The sequence below is a fragment of the Stappia taiwanensis genome (genome assembly GCF_014635285.1).
GTDB classification, from domain to species: Bacteria; Pseudomonadota; Alphaproteobacteria; order Rhizobiales; family Stappiaceae; genus Stappia; species Stappia taiwanensis.
The window spans coordinates 76581-97372 of the sequence record NZ_BMCR01000006.1; the positions used below are offsets into that span (position 1 = coordinate 76581).

Genomic DNA, 20792 nt, shown 5'->3' on the forward strand with positions numbered 1-20792 from the left:
GTCATGCCGCCCGCTGCCCGAGGAGATGTCGCCCGGTATGCCCGCTGATGCGCAGGCTGACAAGATCCCCCGGTCCGGCACCGGCGCAGGCATCCGCGTCGAACTCGACCTGGGTGAACTGTTCGCTGCGGCCCAGGCCCTCGCGTTCGATCAGAACCTGGCGGGTGCGACCGACCTCGGCATCGAGATGGGCGCGCAGGGCCGCCGCGCCCTTTTCCCGCAGCCGCGCCGCCCGCTCCTTGACGGCGGTACGCTCCACCTGGGGCATGCGCGCGGCCGGGGTGCCGGGCCGGGGCGAGAAGGGGAAGACGTGCAGATGGGTCAGGCCGCATTCATCGACGATGCGCAGGGTGTTTTGGAACATCTCCTCCGTCTCCGTCGGAAAACCGGCGATGATATCGGCGCCGAATACCACGTCCGGACGGGCGGCGCGGACCTCCTGGCAGAAGCGGATGGTGTCGGCGCGCAGGTGCCGGCGCTTCATGCGCTTGAGGATCAGGTCGTCGCCGGCCTGCAGCGACAGATGCAGGTGCGGCATCAGACGGTCTTCCTCGGCGATCACCCGCATCAAGGCCGGGTCGGCCTCGATCGAGTCGATCGAGGAGAGCCGCAACCGGTCGAGGCTCGGGACCTTCTTCAGGATCTTCTCCGACAGGGTGCCGAGGGTCGGGGTGCCCGGCAGGTCAGCGCCATAGCTGGTGATATCGACGCCGGTCAACACCACCTCGCGGTAGCCGTTGTCGACGAGCCGGGCGATCTGGTCGACGACCACGCCCATGGGCACGGACCGGGAATTGCCACGGCCAAAGGGAATGATGCAAAAGGTGCAGCGATGATCGCAGCCGTTCTGTACCTGGACGAAGGCGCGGGCGCGGCCCTCCAGCCCGTCGATCAGGTGGCCGGCGGTCTCCGTGACGCTCATGATGTCGTTGACGCGCACCTTTTCGGTCTCGTCGATGCCGAACTGGGCGACCCGGCCATAGGAGGCCCGTTCCAGCTTCTCGCTGTTGCCGAGGACGAGGTCGACCTCCTCCATGCCGGCGAAGCTGTCGCTTTCGGTCTGGGCGGCACAACCGGTGACGATGATCCGCGCCTCAGGGTTTTCCCGGCGCAGGCGGCGGATGGTCTGGCGCGCCTGGCGCACTGCCTCGCCAGTCACCGCGCAGGTGTTGACCAGAACCGCGTCCTTGAGGCCGGCGGCTTCCGCCTCATGCTTCATGACCTCCGATTCATAGGCATTGAGCCGGCAGCCGAAGGTGACGACATCAACACTCATCGGCTCGCCTCCGGCGTTGCCAGGGCGGCGGCGTCGCCCGGCGCGGTCTTGCGGAAGCGGCCGGTGGCGAGGTCGACACGCCCTTCAAACTCGATTTCCGTGTCGCCGGTCATCAGCACATGCCCATCGCTTTCGCGCCATTCCAGCAGCAAGGGGCCGCCCGGCAGGTGGATGGTGACGCGGCGTTCGGTGCGCCCGTCGCGGATCGCCGCGACCGCAGTGGCGCAGGCGGCGGTGCCGCAGGCCTGTGTCAGGCCGACGCCACGTTCCCACACCTTGATCTCGATCTCCGTATCCGACAGCACGTGGGCTAGGGTGATGTTGGCCCGCTCGGGGAACATCGGGTGGTTCTCCAGCATCGGCCCGACCTGTTGAAGGTCGACCGCGTCGAGCGCCGGCACCCAGAAGATGGCGTGGGGATTGCCCATGTTGACGACGGACGGGGTGTGCAGCACCGGCGCGTCGATCGGGCCGATCTGCAATTCGATCGCCCGGGTGTCGGCGAAGGGCTCGGCCAGCGGGATCTCGTCCCAGGCGAGTTTCGGCTGGCCCATGTCGACGGTTACGCGGCGCGGATCGTCGGTGCCGGTGGCGTTGAGCAGGCCGGCCCGGGTTTCGATGGTGGCGGCAGGACGGCCGCTTTCTTCCATCAGCAGGCGACCAATGCAGCGGGTGGCATTGCCGCAGGCGGACACCTCCGAGCCATCCCGGTTGTGGATGCGCATGAAGGCATCGGCGCCGCTGGGCGAGCGCTCGACGGTGATCATCTGATCGAAGCCGATGCCGGTCGTCCGGTCGCCGATCAGGCGGATTGTCTCCACCGGCAAGGCAAGTGGCGTGGTCCGGGCGTCCCAGACAACGAAGTCATTGCCGAGCCCGTTCATCTTCAGGAAAGGGGTGCTGCCGTCGCTCATCGCCGGTAATGCCTGTGTGACTGAGAGGCCTGATGTCTGGGATCCTGGCGGACGCCGGGCCCCTGTCCCGGGGCCTGCGGGATCGCCGCGCATCCGTCTATATGGCCGAAAGCGGGGCAATATTCCAGTGTTGCCTTTATCTCCGCCCCTCACCGAATGAGTGAGGGACGGATGTGCGTGGGCGGCACCATGTGGCGGGGGAGGGGCTAGCCCCCGATCCTTTCCTTGATGAAGGTGCCGTTCCGCAATTCGGTGACCGCGTCGATCAGTTCCCGCCGCGTGTTCATGACGATCGGCCCGTGCCAGGCCACCGGCTCTCGGATCGGCTTGCCGGAGACCAGCAGGAAACGGATGCCGAGCGGTCCGGCGGTGACGGTGATCTCGTCGCCGGTGCCGAACTGCACCAGCGTGCGGTCGCCGCTTTGATCGCGAATGTGCAGTTCCTCGCCGCCGACCGATTTTTCGGTGAGGATCCCCACCGGGCTGGAGGCATCGCGAAAGCTGCCCGAGCCCTCGAAGATATAGGCAAAGGCCTGCCGGTAGGTGTCGACCGGCAGGCGCCGGGTGCGGCCGGCCGGTACAAACACATCGAGATAGGCCGGATCGGCGGCAATGCCGTCGACCGGGCCGCGCTTGCCCCAGAAGCTGCCGCAGATGACGCGCACGGTGGTGCCGTCGTCGTCGATGATCTCGGGGATCTCCGCCGCCGGCACATCCTGGTAACGCGGATCGGTCATCTTCAGCGACGAGGGCAGGTTGGCCCAGAGCTGGAAGCCATGCATGCGGCCCCGGGCGTCGCCCTTGGGCATTTCCTGATGCATGATGCCGCGCCCGGCGGTCATCCACTGGATGTCGCCGGCTCCGAGCGTACCGCTGTTGCCGAGGCTGTCGCCGTGATCGACCGTGCCGGCCAGCACATAGGTGATGGTCTCGATCCCCCGGTGCGGATGCCAGGGAAAGCCGGCCTGGTAATCCTCCGGGCGCTCGTTGCGGAAATCATCGAACAGCAGGAAGGGGTCGTGCCGGGTCGGATCGTTGAAGCCGAAGGCGCGGTGCAGCTTGACGCCGGCGCCCTCAAGGGTCGGCTGGGCGGCGCCGGTGTGGGTGACGGGTCTGACGGACATGACGGTTCCTTTCGCCAGAGGGTGTTGTCTCCCATCTGGGGCGGTGCCCGCACAGGATAAAGCCCCGGCGCGGCGACACACCGTTCACCGCAGGCGCATCAATCGATGATCATGCGCGTTGCCGGGCCGCAGGCCTGAAGCACCTTCAGCATGTCGGCGCGGTGGAGGGCGACACAGCCCTCGGTTGGCGTCAGGCCGGGGCGGGCGAGATGGAAGAAAATGGCGCTGCCCCGTCCGCGCACCGCTGGCGCCAGATTGCAATCCAGCACGACGACGATGTCGTAAAGCCCATCCTCGCGCCACATCACCTCATGAGAGGCGGGGAAGGGGCGGGTCACCATCCGGTTATAGCGCGGGTGGGTGGGATCGTCGCACCAGCCCATGTCCGGCGACAGCGGCACCACCGGCAGGCGACTGCGCGGTCGGGGTAGTCGGTCCGGCCGATAGTAGACCGTCTTGAGCAGGAAGGCGCCCGCCGGGGTGGCGCCATCGCCTTCGCGCTTCATCCGGGTGATGCCGCCCCGGCCGAGCGCGCAAGGGCGCGTGATCGGACCAAGGCTGAGCCGGCCGGTGGTGGCGTGCGCGGACAGCGCCCGTACCCGCAGGATCTCCGCTGGTCCGGCGGAGGGAAGGGCGCTTGGCGTGCAGTCTGGGGCGAGAAGGTCGATCGACATGGGTACCGTGATACCCTTTCGATCAAATCCACGTGAAGCAGATTTGTTTCCGGGTGCACCATTTTCGGTCAATTCCCGCTCGCGACGCGTGTTGTTGTTGCATAAGTGATGATCAAGGGATTGAATTGATTGAGAGCCCCAAAAGGGAGGACAGAGAATGAGCGCCCGCAAAATCCTGATTGTCGACGATGACAGCGATCTGCGTGAGGCGCTGGTCGAGCAGCTTTCGCTTTACGACGAGTTCGAGACGCTGGAGGCGGAGACGGCGGCGGGGGGGATCAACATGGCCAAGACGGAGCATGTGGATCTGTTGCTGATGGATGTGGGCTTGCCGGACATCGACGGGCGCGAGGCGGTCAAGCTCCTGCGCAAAAACGGCTTCAAGGCACCGATCATCATGCTGACGGGCCATGACACGGATTCCGACACGATCCTTGGGCTGGAAGCCGGCGCCAACGATTATGTGGCCAAGCCGTTCAAGTTCGCCGTGCTGCTGGCGCGGGTTCGGGCGCATCTGCGCCAGCATGAGCAGAGCGAGGACGCGGTGTTCACCATCGGCCGCTTCGCCTTCCGGCCGGCGCAGAAGCTGATGAGCGATGACAAGGGCAGCAAGGTCCGGCTGACGGAGAAGGAAACCTCGATCCTGAAGTTCCTCTACCGGGCCGGGGAAAAGCCGGTGACCCGCGATGTGCTTTTGCACAAGGTGTGGGGCTACAACTCCGGGGTGACCACTCATACGCTGGAAACCCATATCTATCGCCTGCGGCAGAAGATCGAACGGGATCCGTCGAACGCGGAACTGCTGGTGACGGAAGCGGGCGGCTACAAGCTGGTGCCCTGAGACCGGGGACGGGGTGCAATTCTGGTCTTGTGCTGGCCAAGGGCTTCGGCGTACTCCTCAAGTCATGAGTCTCGCCCGTGATATGGATCTCCTGCGCAAGGTGCCCCTGCTCGCCGATTTTCCGGATGAGCAATTGCGCCTGCTCGCCTTTTCAGCGGAAAACGTCTCCTATCGCGACGGCGAGGTGCTGTTCGTGGAAGGCGAACGGGCCGATGGTGGTCTGGTGGTTGCTTCCGGTGCGGTTATGCTGGAGAGCGAAAACGAGGCGAATGGGCAGGGGGACCGCTATGGCCCCGGCAGCCTGATCGGCGAAACCGCCCTTTTGGTGGAGACCCGGCGCCCGGCACGGGCCGTCGCCAGCGGTGCCACCGATGTCATCCGCATTCGCCGCGCCCTGTTCAAGCGCATGCTGCAGGAGTTTCCCGATATCGCACAGCGGCTGTTCGACAGCCGGGCGGCACGGTTCCGCGACACTGCCGCGGCGCTTGGCCGGGTGGGGACCCTGCTGGAACAGCTCGAACGGGAGCACAGCGCCTTCCGCGCTGCCCGGGCCAAGGCCAGCGGCGACGCCGAGTAGCGCGTCGCCAGATCCTGTTTTCCTTGAAATACGGACCTGCGCACGTCAGCGCAGCATCACACCAGGTTCAGGGTGACGGGCACGTTGCCGCGGGTCGCGTGCGAATAGGGGCAGACCACGTCGGCCTTGGCGATCAGCGCCTCGGCGGTGGGTTTGTCGAGCCCGGGAAGGGCGATGTTGAGGGTCATCGCGATGCCGAAGCCGCCGCCGTCCTCGCGCGGGCCAATGCCCACTTCCGCATCAATCGAGGTGTCGGCCGGCAGTTCGATGTTATCGCGCCCGGCGACGAAGCCCAGAGCGCCGATGAAACAGGCGGAATAGCCCGCAGCAAAGAGCTGCTCCGGGTTGGTGCCAGCACCGCCGTCCCCGCCCAGTTCCTTCGGCGTCGACAGGGTGATCTCCAGCCGACCATCGTCGGATTTCGCGGTGCCGGTGCGGCCGCCGGTGGCGCTCGTGCGGGCGGTGTAGAGGATGCTCATCTGTGGGTCCTTTCCCGAAAGGCGATACGTTTCGAGAAAAACTATTGCGCAAAATTTAATTTTGTCAAATTCAACGTGATGCAAGTAAACTTGACAGGTTGGGCGCAGCGGGAGATTTGAAAGAAGATGGACAACGCGCGGTGCGGCTGTACACGACCGCCGCCGGTGATGCGCGCGCGGCGCACGGGGCAAGCGACAAGACGGATGACCGAGACGACTTCGGCGCAGGTGAGTGAGGAGGATGCGGCGCTGCTGCTGTCGCATCAACTCTGTTTCAGCCTGCATTCCACCACGCTGGCACTTGGCCGGCTCTATGCCCGGCTGCTGGCGCCGCTGGGGCTGACCTACACGCAATATCTTGTGATGCTGGTGCTGTGGCAGTACCGCAGCCGTCCGGTGAAGGCGCTGGGGGTGGCCTTGATGCTGGACTCCGGCACGCTGACCCCGGTGCTGAAACGGCTGGAGGCGACGGGTCTGGTGACGCGTCGGCGTGATCCGGCCGATGAGCGGCGGTTGATCGTCACGCTGACGGAGGCGGGGGAGGCGTTGCGTCAGGCGGCCCGACCGATCCCGCATCAGGTGATGGCGGCCTGCGACACGTCCGGCGTCGATCTTCAGCGGCTGAAGGGGGAGCTGGAAGCGCTGCGGGATGGGTTGACCGGCGAAGCGGGCGCCTAAACCGGATACATAAAAGACAAAATCCCCCGGCGCCGCCAGCACCGGGGGAATCTGCAAAGCGTCTGCTCTCAGGCTGCCAGACTGACTGGTCGCCCGTCAGGGCTCAGGCCCAGGGGCGGCTTTCCGATGCGCTCTTCTCGAACCGGTCGATGGCCGGCGCCTTTTCCATGGTCAGGCCGATATCGTCGAGACCGTTCAGCAGGCAGTGCTTGCGGAACGGGTCGATGTCGAACGTCACCACGCCGCCATCGGGGCCGCGGATTTCCTGGGCTTCCAGATCCACCGTCAGGGTGGCGTTGGCGCCGCGCTGGGCGTCGTCCATCAGCTTGTCCAGCTCTTCCGGCGAGACGACGATCGGCAGGATGCCGTTCTTGAAGCAGTTGTTGTAGAAGATGTCGGCGAAGCTGGTGGAGATCACGCAGCGGATGCCGAAGTCCAGCAGCGCCCAGGGCGCATGCTCACGCGAGGAGCCGCAGCCGAAGTTGTCGCCGGCGACCAGAATGCTGGCCTTGCGGTAGGCCGGCGTGTTGAGCACGAAATCCGGGTTCTCCGAGCCATCGTCAAGGGTGCGCATCTCGTGGAACAGGGCGCTGCCGAGCCCGGTCCGCTTGATGGTCTTGAGGAACTGCTTCGGGATGATCATGTCCGTGTCGATGTTGATGATCGGCAGCGGCGCGGCCACGCCGGTCAAGGTCTCGAACTTGTCCATTTCGCAAGGTCTCCTGCAGGTCAGTCGCGGGTCAGGCGGCAAGGCTTGTGGCGCTGTCGCAACCCAGCATCAGGTTGAGGTTCTGTACGGCGGCGCCGGACGCGCCCTTGCCGAGGTTGTCGAATACGGCGACCAGCACCGCCTGGGCGCGCGCGTCATTGGCGAAGACATGCAGCCGCATGCGGTTGGTGCCGTTGAAGGTTTCCGGATCCAGTTCGTCGAGCCGGGCGCTCTGGGAGAGCGGCGCCACATCGACGAAGCTGCCCGCAAGGCTGCCGTAATGCGCCGTGAGCGCTGCATGCAGCTCTGCCCCGGTCGGGACGTGGGCGAGGCCGCCAAGCTGCAGCGGCACCATGGTTACCATGCCTTGGGCGAAGTTGCCGACGGCCGGCACGAACAAGGGCGTGGTGGCAAGGCCGGAGTACAGCCCCATTTCCGGAAGGTGCTTGTGGTCGAGGGTCAGCGCATAGGGCATGTAGGGTGCCGCAGCATTGCCCTTGGCCTCATAGGCCTCGATCATCGTGCGGCCGCCGCCGCTGTAGCCGGAGATCGCATTGACCGTCACCGGGAACTCGGCCGGCAGCAGGCCGGCGGAAATCAGCGGCCGCAGGCAGGCAATCACCCCTTGCGGATAGCAGCCCGGGTTGGCGACCCGGGCCGAGGCGCCGATCTTCGCGCCCTGGTCAGTGGCCATCTCGGCGAAGCCATAGTCCCAGCCTTCCGCCGTGCGATGGGCGGTGGAGGCGTCGATCACCCGAGTGCCGGCATCGCCGATCAGCGACACGCTCTCTCGCGCCGCGTCGTCCGGCAGGCAGAGGATGGCGATGTCTGCCTCGCGCAAAAGCTCGGCGCGGGCGGCAAGATCCTTGCGCCGCTCCGGGGCAATTGACAGGAGGTCGAGGTCGCGGCGACGTGCCAGCCGCTCGCGGATCTGGAGACCCGTCGTGCCGGCTTCGCCGTCGATGAACACTTTCGCGACCATGTCCTTCTCTCCGTTGGTGGACGCCTCAGACTTCCAGGCACAGCTCCTGGCAGGCGTAACTGATTTTACCGGGTGCGGCGGCGATGCCGCGCCCGGTTCGGCGGACTTCTACACCACCGGTGACCGGTTTGTCATTCTTCTCCTGCCCGAGAGCTGCCGGCTGGCCTGTTCGTGAGCGTGTCAGCGGGCTTGGCCATGATACTCCGGATTGGGCCGCATGTCGGTGGCGGAGGCGACCCGGTTGGACATGTTGAAGAAGGCGGCCACCGCCGCGATGTCCCAGATATCCCGGTCGGAAAAGCCGACGGCGCGCAGGGCCTCGCGATCCGCCTCGACGATGGCGTGCGGTTGCTCGGTCAGTTTTACGGAAAAATCGAGCATGGCCCGCTGGCGCGGGTCGAGGTCGGCGACCCGGTAGTTCATCACCATCAGCTCGCCCAGTTCCGGATCGCCGGAATACTGGCGCACGGCCGCGCCATGAGCGGTGAGGCAGTAGAAGCAGCGGTTCACCGAGGAAACCGCAACGGCGATCATCTCCCGCTCCAGCTTGCTCAGCCCGCTGTCGGCCAGCATCAGGTCATTGTACATGGCGGTGAAGGCCCGCAGCTTGTCCTCGTTGAAGGCATAGGCGCGCAGCACGTTGGGTACCATGCCGAGCTTTTCCTCGCATTTGGCGAAATAGGCCTCGGTCTCGGGGCCAAGCCCGGTTTCCTGCTCCAGGGACAAGGCAATGGGGCTGGTCGCGTCGTTCATGCAGTTTTCCTCCCGAAAACAGGCGGCAAATGCGCCGCCATTTACCCAATGGTTCGTTTGTCCGACGTGATCGGTGGATCGTGGCGGATGAAGTGATTACATCGGACGACAACTCGGCCTAGCATGGGGCCGTTTGCCGGAGATAGCGACCGGCGAATCAGTTCCGGCGGCCAGGTGGCCGCTCCGGTGTCGAAATCTCAAACAGCAGTGAATGCCAGAAATGGCTCTAGGGGGAAAAATGCCCGAAGGACAAGAGCAAGCAAAGGTCCGGCTCATAGAGGCGGTGGTCGCGGGTCTCGCGCCCGATCTGGCGGCCTTTGCGCGCGATTTGTTCGCACGCGGTGCCGCCGAGGATCTCGTCAGCTACACACCGGAGGAGCTTGTCGCCATCGCCGAGGTCGCCTGGGCCGGTATGGCGACCCATCCGATCGGAACGCATCGGATCAACATCTACAATCCGGACTTCAAGATCGAGGGCGGGCGCACCGGCGACGTCACCGTGATCGAGGTCGTCAACGACAACATGCCGTTCCTGGTCGATTCCGTGATGGGCGAGTTGCAGGCGAGCGGCCTGGAGGTGCGGCTGGTGCTGCACCCGATTCTGACGGTAGAACGCGACGACAAGGGCGGGCTGATCGCCTGCCACGGCATTACCCGCAGCAAAAAGGCCGGATACCGGCGCGAAAGCCTCATCCACATGCATGTGGCGCGGATCGACGCGGATGCGGAACGTACGGAGCTGCAGGGGCGGCTGGAGGCGGTGATGCGCGATGTGCGCTCCGCCGTCGACGACTGGGTGCCGATGCGCGAGCGATTGGACAAGGCGATCGCCACCTTCAAGGAAACGCCGCCGCCGGTTCCGGTCGATGAGCTCGGCGAGGCGGTCCAGTTTCTGGAATGGCTGGCTGCGGACAATTTCATCCTGCTGGGCATGCGCGAATACTATTTCGAGGGCGGCGCCGCCGAGGGTGAGCTGTCGCTGAAGAAGGGCACGGGTCTCGGCCTGCTGGCCGATCCGGAGGTGCGCGTTCTGCGGCGCGGGTCGGAATTCGTGGTGATGACCCCGGAAATCCGCGACTTCCTGATCAAGCCCGAGCCCCTGATCATCGCCAAGGCGAATGTGAAGAGCCGGGTGCACCGCCGGGTGCATATGGATTATGTGGGCGTCAAGCTGTTCGACGAGAATGGCGAGCTGGCGGGCGAGTTGCGCATCGTCGGCCTGTTGACGGCGACCGCCTACACCCTGTCGACCAAGAACATTCCGTTCGTGCGCCGGAAGATCGACGCGGTGCTGAACCAGGCCGGGTACGATCCGGAAAGCCACTCCGGCCGGGCTCTGCTGAACGTTCTGGAAAGCTATCCGCGTGACGAGCTGTTCCAGGTCGATGCGGACCTGCTCTACTACTTCGCCACCTCGATCCTGCAATTGGACGAGCGTCCGCGCATCCGCGTGCTGGCGCGGCGGGACAAGTTCGACCGGTTCGTGTCGATCCTGTGCTACGTGCCGCGCGACCGCTACACCACCGAGGTCCGGCTGAAGGTGGGCGACTATTTCGCACGGGTTTACGATGGCCGCCTGTCGGCCTGGTACGTGTCCTACCCGGAAGGCCCGCTGGCGCGGGTGCATTTCATCATCGGCCGTGACGAAGGCGAGACCCCGGACCCCAGCCAGGAGGACCTGGAGCAGGCGGTCACCGGCATCGTGCGGACCTGGGCGGATGATTTCCGCGACGTGCTGCGGGCTGCCTATGGCGGCAATCGGGCGGTGGAGCAGGCCAAGCGCTATGCCGACGCCTTCCAGGCCGGCTACAAGGAAACCTATGGCGGCGAGGCGGCGCTGTCCGATATCGGCATCGTGGAAAAGCTGTCCGATGAAGCGGACACGGCGCTGACCTTCTCCCAGCGCCCGGAGGACGCGCCGCGCCGGGTGACGCTCAAGGTCTATCACCATCTGGTGCCGATCCCGCTGTCGGCCCGGGTGCCGATCCTGGAGAACATGGGCTTCCGTGTCATCAACGAGCGGACCTACCGGATCACTCCGGCGGACCGGCCGCTGGCCTATCTGCATGAGCTGACGCTGGAGGCGACCAGCGGCGGCGATCTTCTGCTCGATGACGATCTGAAGGGCCGTCTTGAAGCGCTGTTCATGGCGATCTGGCGCGGGCAGTCGGAATCGGACGGCTACAACGCCCTGGTGCTCAACGCCGGGCTCGCCTGGCGCGATGTCGCCATGTTGCGGGCGCTGTCGCGCTATCTGCGTCAGGCCGGCATCCGGTACTCGGAAGACTACATGTGGCGGACCCTGAACCGCTATTGCGATGTGGCGAGCAAGCTGGTGGAGCTCTTCCACCTGCGCTGCAATCCCGAACCGGGCGATGAGGATCGCGCGCTTGTGGCGGCGCAGTTGGAGCAGGAACTGGCTGATGTCTTCGACGGGGTGGACAGCCTCGACGACGACCGGATCCTGCGCCGGTTCGAAAATGTCATCGATGCGGTGTTGAGGACCAACTTCTTCCAGCTCGATGTGCACGGTCAGCCGAAGCCGACCTTTGCCTTCAAGCTCGATCCGCAGCGTATCGACGAGTTGCCCCGGCCGCGTCCGTTCCGCGAGATCTTCGTCTACAGCCCGCGGGTGGAAGGCGTGCATCTGCGTTTCGGCAAGGTGGCGCGCGGTGGCCTGCGCTGGTCCGACCGATCGCAGGATTTCCGCACTGAGGTGCTGGGCCTGGTCAAGGCACAGCAGGTGAAGAACGCGGTGATCGTGCCGGTTGGTGCCAAGGGCGGGTTCGTGCCCAAGCATCTGCCGGTCGGCGGGTCGCGCGAGGAGATCTTCGCCGAGGGCACCAAAGCCTACAAGATCTTCATTTCCTCGCTGCTGGATGTCACCGACAACCTCAGCGGCGACAAGATCTGGCCGCCCGAGCGGGTGGTGCGCCATGATGAGGACGATCCGTATCTGGTGGTTGCCGCCGACAAGGGCACGGCAAGCTTCTCCGACACGGCGAACGCCATTTCCGAAAGCCGCAACTTCTGGCTCGGCGATGCTTTCGCCTCCGGCGGGTCGGCAGGCTATGACCATAAGAAGATGGGCATCACCGCGCGCGGTGCCTGGGAAGCGGTCAAGCGGCATTTCCGGGAGATGAACAAGGATATCCAGTGCGAGCCCTTCACCGTTGCCGGTGTCGGCGACATGTCCGGCGACGTGTTCGGCAACGGCATGTTGTTGTCGCGGGCGATCCGGCTGGTGGCGGCGTTCGACCACCGCGACATCTTCCTCGATCCGGATCCGGATCCGGAGGCGAGTTGGGAGGAGCGCAAGCGGGTGTTCGATCTGGGGCGCTCATCTTGGAACGACTACAATGCGGCGCTGATTTCCAAGGGCGGCGGGGTGTTCTCGCGGCAGGCGAAATCGATCCCGCTCTCGGCGGAAGTGCAGGCGATGCTGGGCATCGCCAGGGCTTCGGCGACGCCGCATGAGGTGATGAACGCGATCCTGCGCATGTCGGTGGATCTGTTCTGGTTCGGCGGCATCGGCACCTATATCCGCGCCGCCAGCGAGAGCGATGCGGATGTGGGCGATCGGGCCAACGACGCCATCCGCGTGACCGCCGCCGAGGTGGGCGCCAAGGTGATCGGCGAGGGGGCGAACCTGGGCATGACCCAGCTTGCGCGCATCGCCTTCAACCGGCGCGGCGGCCGCTGCAACTCCGATGCGATTGACAACTCGGCCGGCGTCAACTCGTCGGATGTGGAGGTCAACATCAAGATCGCGCTGGGCGCGGCGGTGCGGGCCAACAAGCTGACCGTGACGGCGCGCAACCATCTCTTGTCGGAAATGACGGACGAGGTGGCGGCGCTGGTGCTGCGCAACAACTACCTGCAGACCCTGGCGATCAGCCTTGCCGAGGCGCGGGGCATGGAGGACTTCGGCTATCAACGGCGGATGATGCGCCAACTGGAACAGGCCGGCCTGCTCGATCGTGCGGTGGAGCAGCTGCCGGACGAGGCGGCGCTGGATGAGCTGCAGCTTGCCGAGAACTTCCTGACCCGGGCGGAGATTGGGGTGCTTCTGGCCTATGCCAAGATCACCCTTTACGACCGGCTGCTGGAAAGCCCGGTGCCGGATGACAGCTATCTGGCCAAGGAGCTGTTCCGCTACTTCCCGGTCGCCATGCAGGAGACCTATGCGGAGGAAATCGAGGGGCACCGGCTGCGGCGCGAGATCATTGCCACCATGCTGGCGAACTCGATGATCAACCGGGGCGGGCCGACCTTCCCGACCCGGATCGCCGATCAGACCGGAGCCGATTTCGCCCGGATCGCCCAGGCCTTCGCGGCGGTGCGCGATGCCTATGGGCTGACCGACCTGAACACCGAGATCGACAGGCTGGACACCCATATCGATGGCGCACTGCAGTTGTCGCTCTACCGCGCGGTGCAGGATCTGGTGCTCGATCAGACGGTCTGGTTCCTGCGCAACGTGGACTTCGAGGACGGGCTGGAAGCGGTGATCGGCCGGTTCCGGGACGGCATCGATGCGGTGGCGCCGACGCTGACGGGCATCGTCAACGAGGCCATGCGCGAGGGGCTGGCGGCGGAAACCGCGCGGCTGGTCGAAGGCGGCGTGCCGGAGGCGCTCGCCGCCCGTATCGCCCGGCTGCCGGTGGAGACCGAGATCCCGGATATCGTCCTTGTCGCCGAGCAGGTCGAGCGGCCGCTTGCCGATGTCGCCGAGGTGTTCTTCAAGGCGGCGGGGCATTTCCGCCTCGGTGCCATGGAGGCCAAGGCGCGCGGCCTGTCGATCCACGACTACTATGACGGGCTGGCGCTCGACCGGGCGCGGGCGCTGCTTGCCGACGCCCACCGCCAGATCACCGCTCAGGCGATGGGCGCGGACGGGTTCGAGAACTGGCTGGAGGCCAATGAAATTCGGGTGGAGCGCACCGCCCGGGCAGCCAACGAGATCGTCGAGGGTGACCTGACGGTGTCGAAGTTCTCCGTCGCGGCAAGCTTGCTGGCCGAACTGGCCCGGTGAGCGAAGCGCATTGTATGCCCTCTGGCGGCCGCATCGCGGTCGCCAGCTGGGTGCTGTTCGACTGGGCGGCACAGCCGTTCTTCACATTGGTCACCACCTTCGTGTTCGCGCCCTATTTCGCCTCCGCCGTGGCGCCGAGCCCGGCGGAGGGCCAGGCGCTGTGGGGCTACGCCACCGCGGCGGCCGGGCTGATGATTGCGCTGCTCGCGCCGGTTCTGGGCGCTATCGCCGACAAGACCGGCGCGCGCAAGCCCTGGATCGGCGCGTTTTCCGTGCCGTTGGTCTTGGGCTGTCTGCTGCTTTATTTCGCCGAACCGGGCAGCGCCTTCGGCGTTGCCTTCGCTCTGACCGGCTTTGCGGTGGCGACGCTCGGGGTCGAGTTCGCCACCGTCTTCACCAATGCGATGATGCCGGATCTCGTGCCGACCCATCGGCTGGGACGGCTGTCGGGCAGCGGCTGGGCGGTGGGCTATGCCGGCGGGTTGATTTCGCTGGTGCTGGCGCTCGGGCTGATGGCGGCCAATCCGGAGACGGGCAAGACCTTGCTCGGGCTCGATCCGATCCTTGGGCTCGACCCGGCGACCCGGGCCGGCGACCGGGCCTCGGGGCCATTCTCGGCCCTCTGGTATCTGATCTTCGTGCTGCCGCTGTTCCTGTTCGTGCCTGATGTGCCGCGCCGCGCGGTCAGCTTGAAGGCGGCGATTCGTCAGGGGCTCGCCAATCTGGGCGAAACCGCGCGCGGCGCCCGGGCTGACCGAAATGTCTTCCTCTTTCTCGTCGCCAACATGGTCTACAAGGACGGCCTGGTGGCGCTCTTTGCGTTCGGCGGCATTTATGCCGCCGGGGTGCTCGGTTGGTCGACCATCGAGATCGGCAGCTTCGGCATTCTGCTGACCATCACCGGAACGCTCGGCGCCTTTCTCGGCGGGCGGCTCGATGATCTGTTCGGGCCGAGGCCGGTGATCGCCGGCGCGCTTCTCATCCTGATCCTGTGCGGCCTCGGGTTGGTCTCCGTCGACCGGGAGACGGTGTTCTTCGTGATCGACGTGGCGCCGGGCGACGGGGCCGGGCTGTTCACCACCTTGCCGGAACAGGTGTTCCTGGTGCTTGGCGGGCTGCTCGGTGCGGCTGCCGGGCCGCTGCAGGCGGCCTCGCGCACCTTGCTGATCCATCTGGTGCCGCGCGGCGAGCTGACGAAATACTTCGGCCTGTTCGCCCTGTCGGGCAAGGTGACGAGCTTCCTCGCGCCGCTCGCCGTCGGTCTCGTCACGGCGGCGACGCTCAGCCAGGCCGCCGGCATGGCGGTGATCCTTCTGTTCTTCACCGCCGGACTGGTGCTGCTGGCCCGGGTGCGCGATCCCCACGCCGGCTGATCCGTCCGGCCTCGCAGCCCGATCAATTGAAAAAGGCGCGGTCCCGTGAGGGCCGCGCCTTTTTCGTCATTTGTCTGGCCGGATCAGCCGGCCGCCTTGCCTGCGGCGCGCTCGGCGCGGCGGCGGTCATGCGGATCGAGCAGCGCCTTGCGCAGGCGGATGGTCTGCGGCGTCACCTCGACCAGCTCGTCATCGGTGATGTAGGACAGGGCCGCTTCGAGCGACAGGCGGATCGGCGTCGTCAGCCGCACCGCTTCGTCCTTGCCGGCGGAGCGCACGTTGCTGAGCTGCTTGCCCTTCAGCACATTGACCTCAAGGTCGTTACCGCGGGTGTGCTCACCCACCAGCATGCCCCGGTACACCTTGACGCCCGGATCGATCAGCATCGGGCCGCGATCTTCCAGGTTGAACAGGGCATAGGCCACGGCCTCGCCATCGCCATTGGAGATCAGCGCACCAGTGTGCCGGCCGGCGATCTCGCCCTTGAACGGCGCATAGTCGTGGAAGACGCGGTTGAAGATCGCCGTGCCGCGGGTGTCGGACAGGAGCTCCGACAGGTAGCCGATCAGACCACGGGTCGGCGCATGGAACAGCAGCCGGGTGCGGCCGGCGCCGGAGGGGCGCATCTCCAGGAGCTCGCCCTTGCGCTCCGACAGCTTCTGCACGACGACGCCGGAATGTTCCTCGTCGACGTCGATGGTCACTTCCTCGATCGGCTCCAGGCGGGAGCCGTCCTCGGCGGTCTGGAAGACCACACGCGGCCGGCCGACGCACAGTTCGAAGCCCTCACGGCGCATGTTCTCGATCAGGATGGCAAGCTGCAGCTCGCCGCGTCCGGAGACGATGAAGGCATCGGCCTCCGGCGAATCCTCGACCGTCAGCGCCACGTTGCCTTCGGCCTCGTCCATCAGCCGCTTGCGGATGACGCGGGACTGCACCTTGTCGCCCTCGGTGCCGGCGAGTGGGCCGTCGTTGACGTGGAAGGTCATGGACAGGGTCGGCGGGTCGATCGGCTGGGCGGCCAGCGGCTCGCTGACTTCCGGGGCGCAGATGGTATCGGAAACGGTGGCTTCCTGCAGGCCGGCGATGGAGATGATGTCACCGGCGACCGCCTTGTCGATCGGCTGGCGCTCAAGGCCGCGGAAGGCGAGCACCTTGGAAATGCGGCCGGTCTCGACGGTCTTGCCGTCGCGGGACAGGGCCTTGACGGCCATGTTCGGCACCGCCTCGCCGGAGATGACGCGGCCGGTGAGGATCCGTCCGAGGAAGGGGTTCGGCTGGACGGTGGTCGCCAGCATGCGGAAAGCGCCTTCCTCGGCCGCCGGGGCGGGAATGTGCTTTTCGACCAGCTCGAACAGCGGGTCCATGCTGTCCTTCGGCCCGTCCGGATCGCCGGCCATCCAGCCCTGCTTGGCCGAGCCGTAGAGCACCGGGAAATCGAGCTGCTCTTCGTCGGCGTCGAGGGCGGCGAACAGGTCGAACACCTCGTCGAGAACCTCTTCGGCGCGCTGGTCGGGCTTGTCGATCTTGTTGATCGCGACAATCGGGCGAAGGCCGAGCTTCAGCGCCTTGCCGAGCACGAACTTGGTCTGCGGCATGGGGCCTTCCGCCGCATCGACAAGCAGGACCACGCCGTCGACCATGTGCAGGATACGCTCCACCTCGCCGCCAAAGTCGGCGTGGCCGGGGGTGTCGACGATGTTGATCCGGGTGTCGCCATGGGTCAGCGAGGTGACCTTGGCGAGAATGGTGATGCCGCGCTCCCGCTCAAGATCATTGGAATCCATCATCCGCTCTTCGGTCCGCTGGTTGTCGCGGAAGGAGCCGGATTGCTTCAGGAGCACGTCAATCAACGTGGTCTTGCCATGATCGACATGGGCAATGATGGCGATATTGCGCAGTTGCATCAGTTGATTGCTCCGAGAAAAAAGTAACGCGGGCCGTTGGGACCCGCGCAATTGTGCGGGCCTGTATAAACCGGCAAGGGGCGTCTTGCAACGCAGCAATACGTGACGTCATCCGGCAAGGCATCTGGGGTGGATTGACAGAGGGCGTGCGGGAAGGCAGATAGTAAGGAGATCTGATTATATGGATTCCGCATGAAATCTGTCGCAGCAACCCGCCCGATCGGCTTCCTCATTGGCGATCTGGCGCGCCTGATGCGCCGGCGTTTCGAACGCCGGCTGGCCGGGAGCGACACCGGGCTGACCGTCAGCGAGGCGCGGACATTGGCGATGGTCGAGCATTATTCCGGCTGGCGCCAAACTGCGCTGGCCGACCGCATGGGCATCGAGCCGATGACGCTGAGCGGTTTTCTCGACCGCCTGGAAGCGGCCGGACTTGTCGTCCGCAAGCCGGACCCGAACGACCGGCGGGCCAAGCTGATTACCCTCGCTCCGGCGGCCACGCCGGTGCTGGAGCGGATCCACGAGGAAATGGTGGCAATCCGGCTGGAGGCGCTGGAAGGCTTTTCCGAGGAAGACGCGGACCGGCTCTACGCGCTTTTGCAACGGATGCACGGAAATCTCTGCTGTTGCGGGCCGGAGGAGTTGTCATGAACCGAACGCCCTTGATGAGCGAGCGGCGCACGGCGATGCTCGGCGGCGCGCTGGTGGCCATCGGCCCGATCTCCATGGCGCTCTATACGCCGGCGATGCCTGTGCTGGCGGCTGCCTTCGACACCTCCCAGGCGATGATCAAGCTGACCCTGACCGCCTATTTCACCGGTTTTGCCCTCAGCCAGCTTTTGTGCGGACCGCTGACCGATGCCTTCGGGCGCAAGCCGATCGCGCTGCTGTTCCTGACCCTCTATCTCGCCTCGACGCTGCTGGCCACCTATGCGCCAACTATCGAATGGATGCTGGCGGCCCGGGCGCTGCAAGGGGTCGGCGCCTCGGTCGGCATTGCCGTGTCGCGGGCGCTCGCCCGGGATCAGTTTGTCGGCCAGGCGTCGGCGCGGATCATGAACACCACCGGGATGATGCTGGCGATCGGACCGGCGCTGGCGCCGACCATCGGCGGCGTCACGCTGGAGCTGTTCGGCTGGCGCGAGATCTTCGTCGCGATGATCATCTACGGCCTCGCCCTGATGCTGGGCGTCATCGTCTTCATGCGCGAGACCAATCCCTACATCGACCGGAGCAACCTGCATCCCTATCGGCTGTTCCGCAATTATCTGACCCTGATCACCGACACCCGCTTTCTCCAGCCGAGCCTTCTGACCGGGATCGGCACCGGGACGATCTACACCATGGCGACTATCCTGCCCTTCGTGCTGATCGACAAGGTCGGATTGACACCGGTCGAATTCGGCTTCGGCATGATGGTGCAGTCCTGTTCCTTCATCGCCGGCACCATTGTCACCGCTCGCCTGCTGCGGCGGGTCGAGGCGCATCGGCTGTTGCCCTACGGCATCGTCGGCATCGTGGTCGCCGCCGTGTCGATGGTGGTTCTGCTCACCATGTTTCCGCTGCATTTCCTGACGGTCATGGGGCCGGTGGGGCTGTTCGTCTTCTTCCTGGCGACGGTGATGCCCTCCGCCTTTACCTCGGCGCTGCATGATTTTCCCAAGATTGCCGGCGCGGCGTCGGCGATGATGGGCTTCCTGCAGTTCGGCGCCGGGCTTGCCGGCAGTCTGGTCGCCGCCGCCCTCGGTGACCCGCTGCTCGGCGTGGTGATCGTTCCGCCGGGCATGATGCTGCTGGCGGTCGGGCTCTATCAGGTGCTGGGCATGCGCAACCGCAGACGGGCCGTCGCTGCCGAATAGGCAGCAGTCGGTTTCCAGCGCTCACCTATCGCGCCTTCCGGTAGCTGGACGGCTTGACGAACGGGCGGGAAAGCCGCAAGACCCGTCGTTCGAACAACGACCTTGCGCGTGATCGCGCGGGCAGGTCATTCGCCCGGAGTGGGCACGGTGGCAGCGGGAGAGCGATGGGCATGACGGCAGACACAGCAACCGGCCGGTACTGCTTTCGCGGCGGCGCGCTCGAGCTGTCCGTGCCGCGGGTCATGGGCATTCTCAATGTGACGCCGGACAGTTTTTCCGACGGCGGCCGCTTCATCAACCGGGATGATGCGCTGGCGAATGCGCGCAAGATGATCGCCCATGGAGCCGATGTCATCGACATCGGTGCGGAGAGCACCCGCCCCGGCAGCGAGCCTGTGGACGCTGAGGAGGAATGGCGGCGCCTTGAACCGGTGATGGCGGATCTTGCCGGGTTGGGGGCGCCGGTCTCGATCGATACCTACAAGGCGGAGGTGGCGGCGAAGGCCTGCGCTGCGGGTGCGGGCATCGTCAATGACGTCTGGGGCCTTCTGCACGATCCGGCGATGGCCGATACGGTGGCGGAAGCGGAAGCAGGCGTCATCATGATGCACAACCGGCGGGAGGTGGATCCTCAGATCGACATTCTCGCCGATATCGACCGGTCGTTCGAGCGGTCGATGGAGCAGGCCGCCCGGGCGGGGGTGCCCGCTGAGCGGCAGATGCTCGATCCGGGCATCGGCTTTGGCAAGACGCTGGCGCAGAATTTCACGATCCTCAAACGGCTCGACCATTTCGCACGGCATGGCCTGCCGCTGTTGGTCGGTGCGTCGCGCAAGCGGCTGATCGGCACGGTTCTGAATGTGGATACGGATGACCGGCTGTACGGATCGCTGGCGATCCATACGCTCGCGCTCGCTCGGGGCGCGGCGATGGTCCGGGTGCATGATGTGCGGGCCCATGTGGATGCCGCCCGGATACTGGCCGCCATTGAGCGAGAGGATTGCGAATGACCCATGAGGACCCGCAAGGCCGGCCGGTGCGTGTCGCGCTCGGGCTTGGCTCGAACATCGGCGACACCCGGGCGCATCTGGATGCGGCGCTGCGCGGGCTGGAGCGCGAGGGCGATATCGTGGTGGTGGCCCGGTCCAGCGACTACCGCACCCCGCCCTGGGGGCCGGTGCCGCAGGACGATTACCGCAACGCCTGTATCGTGGTGGAGACCCGGCTCGGGCCGCGCGAGCTGCTGAACCGGTGCCTGGCGGTCGAAAAGGCGCTGGGGCGGGTGCGGGACATCCGCTGGGGCCCCCGGGTGATCGATATCGACGTGCTTGTCTACGGCGACCGGAAGGTCGAGGAGGAAGGCTTGTCGATCCCCCATCCGCGCATGGGCGAGCGGGCCTTCGTGCTGGTGCCGCTGGCGGAGATCTGGCCGGACGCGCCGCTTGGCGACGGGCGCACCGCCGCCGAGGCGCTTGCCACCTGCCCGGGGCAGGAGGACATCACCCGCCTGTGAGATGGGTGAGTGTGATGAGAAAGCCGCCTTGGGGGGCGTCCTCCCGGACGCCGCACACGCGGCGAGCCGGGATCGGCGAGGCACGGTCTTTCGCCTCC

Annotated in this window: 19 protein-coding genes; 10 read left to right on the forward strand and 9 right to left on the reverse strand. The window is 65.9% G+C overall.

Annotated features, from left to right (window positions below):
- Position 1: 1 nt before the first annotated feature.
- The 4 genes from mtaB to IEV83_RS14510 all read right to left on the reverse strand — a co-directional run bounded on the left by mtaB (position 2) and on the right by IEV83_RS14510 (position 3988).
- Entirely contained in the window at positions 2-1276 is a 1275-nt protein-coding gene (gene mtaB, locus IEV83_RS14495) for a tRNA (N(6)-L-threonylcarbamoyladenosine(37)-C(2))-methylthiotransferase MtaB (protein WP_181759704.1), read from the reverse strand.
- Positions 1273-2190, reverse strand: coding sequence for a diaminopimelate epimerase (dapF, locus tag IEV83_RS14500; RefSeq protein ID WP_209003183.1), 918 nt, complete (start codon positions 2188-2190; stop codon positions 1273-1275). Before dapF ends, mtaB begins: the two co-directional genes overlap by 4 nt.
- 206 nt (positions 2191-2396) lie before the next feature.
- Positions 2397-3314: a pirin family protein gene (locus IEV83_RS14505; RefSeq protein WP_181759703.1), complete on the reverse strand. Its 918-nt coding sequence runs from the start codon at positions 3312-3314 to the stop codon at positions 2397-2399.
- 98 nt (positions 3315-3412) lie between these two features.
- Entirely contained in the window at positions 3413-3988 is a 576-nt protein-coding gene (locus tag IEV83_RS14510) for a L,D-transpeptidase family protein (RefSeq protein WP_181759702.1), read from the reverse strand.
- 157 nt (positions 3989-4145) lie between these two features.
- Here IEV83_RS14510 and IEV83_RS14515 point away from each other — a divergent pair, with 157 nt between their 5' ends.
- Both IEV83_RS14515 and IEV83_RS14520 read left to right on the forward strand, forming a co-directional pair.
- Positions 4146-4829, forward strand: coding sequence for a response regulator transcription factor (locus tag IEV83_RS14515; protein WP_181759701.1), 684 nt, complete (start codon positions 4146-4148; stop codon positions 4827-4829).
- Between the two features lie 64 nt (positions 4830-4893).
- On the forward strand, positions 4894-5406 hold the full coding sequence (locus IEV83_RS14520; protein ID WP_181759700.1) for a cyclic nucleotide-binding domain-containing protein: 513 nt from the start codon (positions 4894-4896) through the stop codon (positions 5404-5406).
- 56 nt (positions 5407-5462) lie between these two features.
- Here the strand turns inward: IEV83_RS14520 and IEV83_RS14525 are convergent, their stop codons facing one another.
- A complete protein-coding gene (locus IEV83_RS14525) occupies positions 5463-5885 on the reverse strand; it encodes an organic hydroperoxide resistance protein (RefSeq protein ID WP_181759699.1) in 423 nt (140 codons plus the stop codon).
- Positions 5886-6089: 204 nt separating this feature from the next.
- Here IEV83_RS14525 and IEV83_RS14530 point away from each other — a divergent pair, with 204 nt between their 5' ends.
- Positions 6090-6563 (forward strand): MarR family winged helix-turn-helix transcriptional regulator, encoded by a 474-nt coding sequence (locus IEV83_RS14530; protein WP_181759698.1) that lies wholly within the window; start codon positions 6090-6092, stop codon positions 6561-6563.
- A 103-nt stretch (positions 6564-6666) separates the two neighbouring features.
- Here the strand turns inward: IEV83_RS14530 and leuD are convergent, their stop codons facing one another.
- Positions 6667-7272 carry a 3-isopropylmalate dehydratase small subunit gene (gene leuD / locus IEV83_RS14535; RefSeq protein WP_181759697.1) on the reverse strand — a complete coding sequence of 202 codons (606 nt, stop codon included), beginning with the start codon at positions 7270-7272 and terminating at the stop codon, positions 6667-6669.
- A 31-nt stretch (positions 7273-7303) separates the two neighbouring features.
- Positions 7304-8254 carry an N-acetyl-gamma-glutamyl-phosphate reductase gene (argC, locus tag IEV83_RS14540; RefSeq protein ID WP_181759696.1) on the reverse strand — a complete coding sequence of 317 codons (951 nt, stop codon included), beginning with the start codon at positions 8252-8254 and terminating at the stop codon, positions 7304-7306.
- Between argC and IEV83_RS14545 the strand changes: the two genes are divergently transcribed.
- Complete coding sequence (locus tag IEV83_RS14545; RefSeq protein ID WP_181759695.1) at positions 8253-8429, forward strand: hypothetical protein; 177 nt, start codon at positions 8253-8255, stop codon at positions 8427-8429. The genes argC and IEV83_RS14545 overlap by 2 nt on opposite strands.
- Before the next feature lie 5 nt (positions 8430-8434).
- On the opposite strand, the gene IEV83_RS14550 is transcribed toward IEV83_RS14545, so the two are convergent.
- Complete coding sequence (locus IEV83_RS14550) at positions 8435-9007, reverse strand: peroxidase-related enzyme (RefSeq protein WP_181759694.1); 573 nt, start codon at positions 9005-9007, stop codon at positions 8435-8437.
- Between the two features lie 238 nt (positions 9008-9245).
- Between IEV83_RS14550 and IEV83_RS14555 the strand changes: the two genes are divergently transcribed.
- Both IEV83_RS14555 and IEV83_RS14560 read left to right on the forward strand, forming a co-directional pair.
- Positions 9246-14042: an NAD-glutamate dehydrogenase gene (locus IEV83_RS14555; RefSeq protein ID WP_181759693.1), complete on the forward strand. Its 4797-nt coding sequence runs from the start codon at positions 9246-9248 to the stop codon at positions 14040-14042.
- Between the two features lie 14 nt (positions 14043-14056).
- On the forward strand, positions 14057-15415 hold the full coding sequence (locus tag IEV83_RS14560) for an MFS transporter (protein ID WP_181759692.1): 1359 nt from the start codon (positions 14057-14059) through the stop codon (positions 15413-15415).
- A gap of 83 nt (positions 15416-15498) precedes the next feature.
- On the opposite strand, the gene typA is transcribed toward IEV83_RS14560, so the two are convergent.
- Positions 15499-17322: a translational GTPase TypA gene (typA, locus tag IEV83_RS14565; protein WP_181759691.1), complete on the reverse strand. Its 1824-nt coding sequence runs from the start codon at positions 17320-17322 to the stop codon at positions 15499-15501.
- Positions 17323-17514: 192 nt separating this feature from the next.
- Between typA and IEV83_RS14570 the strand changes: the two genes are divergently transcribed.
- The 4 genes from IEV83_RS14570 to folK all read left to right on the forward strand — a co-directional run bounded on the left by IEV83_RS14570 (position 17515) and on the right by folK (position 20694).
- Complete coding sequence (locus tag IEV83_RS14570) at positions 17515-17973, forward strand: MarR family winged helix-turn-helix transcriptional regulator (protein ID WP_181759690.1); 459 nt, start codon at positions 17515-17517, stop codon at positions 17971-17973.
- Positions 17970-19181 (forward strand): multidrug effflux MFS transporter, encoded by a 1212-nt coding sequence (locus tag IEV83_RS14575; protein WP_181759689.1) that lies wholly within the window; start codon positions 17970-17972, stop codon positions 19179-19181. Before IEV83_RS14570 ends, IEV83_RS14575 begins: the two co-directional genes overlap by 4 nt.
- A 170-nt stretch (positions 19182-19351) precedes the next feature.
- Positions 19352-20191 (forward strand): dihydropteroate synthase, encoded by an 840-nt coding sequence (folP, locus tag IEV83_RS14580; protein WP_244628198.1) that lies wholly within the window; start codon positions 19352-19354, stop codon positions 20189-20191.
- Entirely contained in the window at positions 20188-20694 is a 507-nt protein-coding gene (folK, locus tag IEV83_RS14585; protein WP_181759688.1) for a 2-amino-4-hydroxy-6-hydroxymethyldihydropteridine diphosphokinase, read from the forward strand. The genes folP and folK overlap by 4 nt, the downstream gene beginning before the upstream one ends.
- Positions 20695-20792 lie beyond the last annotated feature (98 nt).